Source organism: Streptomyces sp. P5F9, assembly GCF_057961495.1.
On sequence record NZ_JBXVPZ010000775.1, the window covers coordinates 1 to 2,590 of the forward strand.

2 protein-coding genes are annotated in these 2,590 nt (G+C 71.7%); one reads left to right on the forward strand and one right to left on the reverse strand.

The window, feature by feature from the left end; genetic code table 11:
• Positions 1–238: 238 nt before the first annotated feature.
• Positions 239–1,279: a 2-hydroxyacid dehydrogenase gene (locus AC31A1_RS49860; protein ID WP_489659670.1), complete on the reverse strand. Its 1,041-nt coding sequence runs from the start codon at positions 1,277–1,279 to the stop codon at positions 239–241.
• Positions 1,280–1,350: 71 nt separating this feature from the next.
• On the opposite strand from AC31A1_RS49860, the gene AC31A1_RS49865 reads away from it, so the two are divergent.
• A partial coding sequence (locus tag AC31A1_RS49865; protein ID WP_489659671.1) for an FGGY-family carbohydrate kinase occupies positions 1,351–2,590 on the forward strand: 1,240 nt, incomplete at its 3' end.

The following is a 2,590-nucleotide window of genomic DNA, read 5'->3' on the forward strand; positions in this document are numbered from 1 at the left end:
GGGCGGGGTGGAGGTGGGTCGGTGTTGGGTGGTGTGGCGTAGGTGGGCCTGTGTTGTCAACGCACCCACGCGCGCACCTCCTTTTGGTTCGGTCGCCTTCGGGGCGCTGGGAGCCGGTGTCGAGAGACCCACCGTGCTCGACCCTTCGGGCCTCCGCGCGCTGGGTCTCTCGACACCGGCGCGCCCCTACGGCTCCCTCTCGGCCGTCCACGTGGGGACAGTGGAACTTGGTGGGCTCTCACCCGAGTTGGTGGGACAAGCGCTCACCTCGGGCCCAGCGGCCTACTTCCGCCGCCGCTATTCGTGCCGCCTTCTCGGCCACGGCCCGGGAGGCACCGCCGAGATGGGGGGTGAGGACGACTCGGTCGGCGAAGCCGAACAGCCGTGCCCCGGCGGGCAACGGCTCGCGCGCGTAGGTGTCCAGGGCCGCCGCCGACACCTGCCCGCTCTCCAACGCGTCGCACAACGCCTCCTCGTCCAGCAACGGACCCCGCGCCACGTTCACCACCACCGCGCCGGGCCGCAGCAGCGCCAGCTCGCGGGCGCCGATCAGACCACGCGTCTCGGGGGTCAACCGGGCGTGCAGCGTGATGACTTGGGACCGGCGGAGGAGTTCGTCCAGCCCGCCGACCCGGAGTCCGTGGATCTCGCCGTGCACATACGGGTCGTACACCATCACACGTGCCCCGAAGGCGCAGAGCACCCGCGCCACCCGGCTGCCGACGGCCCCGTACCCGACGAGCCCGACCGGCAGATCCTCCAGCTCCAACCCGCTGTGCTCGTAGGTGTAGTAGGCGGCCCCTGCCTCCCAACTCCCCTGCCCCGCAAGGAGTTCATGGGCCTGCGGGATGCGGCGGAGCGTGGCCAGCATCATTCCGACGGTGAACTCGGCGGTCGCGGCGGCGTTGCGGCCGGGCGCGAAGCACACCCGTACGTCGTGGGTCTTCGCCGCGTCCAGGTTGACGTTGACGGGACCGCCCCGGCAGACGACGATCAGCCGTAGGTCCGGGCAGGCCTCCAGTACGCGTTCGGTGACGGGCCCCATCTGGGTGACCAGCGCATGCGCTCCGCTGTCCCGTAGGGCGTCGATCAACTCGTCTTCGGCGTCGCTGGCCTCCTCCACCTCGGCGACGGCCCCGAAGGGTTCCAAGGGCCAGCCGAGCGTCAACTCTCGCACTGTGAAGGGGTGTTCACGCAGTTCCTCGGAGATGGCGGCTGTGATCAATGAAGGCAGTACGAAATGGTCACCGGCGGCGACGACACGCAGGGTCTCGGTCATCGTGGGGCTCCCTCCCTCTCCGCCACGATGAACGGGGAATGCCGAATGCGTAACCCCTGTGGGAGGTCCGGATGATGTTCGAGGGTGAAGCCGAAGCATGGCTGGGGATCGACCTGGGCACGCAGAGCGTCCGCGCACTGCTGGTCACGGCCGACGGCACGGTCCTCGGCGCGGGCACCGCCCCGCTGACGAACCACCGGGACGGTGTACGGCACGAACAGGACCCGGGGGAGTGGTGGGAGGCGGTGTGCACGGCGTCCAGGGCTGCGCTGTCCTCGCTGAGGGGGCGAGGGGTGATCGGCGGCCTCGCGGTGTGCGGCACCTCGGGGACCGTCCTGCTGACGGACGCCCAAGGGCGCCCGCTCACACGGGGGTTGATGTACGACGACGGGCGCGCGGTGGTGGAGGCGGCGCGGGTCGGGATGCAGACGAGCTGGGCGCTGCCGAAGGCGTTGTGGCTGCTGGACGCGTACGGGTGGAAGGAGGGGAGGGGGCAGGTTGCCCGGGTGACGCACCAACCCGACGTGATCACCGCGCAGTTGACGGGAGAGGCGATCCCGACCGACTCCAGCCACGCCCTCAAGACGGGCTACGACGCGGAGCGCGAGGCCTGGCCGCCCCAACTGGCCCACTTGGGCGAGGTGTTGCCGGAGGTGGTCCGCCCCGGCACCCGGCTGGGCGAGGTCTGCCGAGCCGCCGCCGAGGCGACCGGCATCCCCGCCGGCACCCCGGTCGTCGCGGGAATGACGGACGGCTGCGCGGCCCAGATCGCGTCCGGCGCGCTGCGTTCCGGCGCCTGGAACTCGGTGCTGGGCACCACCCTGGTCCTCAAGGGAGCATCCGCGAGCCCCGTCCGGGACGACGCCGGGGTGGTCTACAACCACCGTGCACCGGACGGCAGTTGGCTACCGGGTGGGGCGTCGAGTGTGGGCGCGGGCGCGCTGCCGCCGACTTCGGACCCGACGAGGATGGACGGCCGGGCGGCGGCCTACGAACCGTCGGGCGCCCTGACGTACCCCCTGGCCTCGTCCGGCGGCGAACGCTTCCCCTTCCTCGCCCCGGAGGCCACGGCGTTCACGCTGGGCACGCCGGCCACGGAAGCGGACGGCTGGGCGGCGGTACTGCAGGGCGTGGCATTCACGGAGCGCCTGTGCCTGGACTACCTGCACTACCTCGGCGCGCCGATAGACGGCCCCCTCACCTTCACGGGCGGCGCGGCCCGCAGCGCGTACTGGAACCAGCTCCGAGCCGACATCCTCGGCCGCCCGGCCCGAGTACCGGAACAGATCGAACCGGCGCTGGGGATGGCGG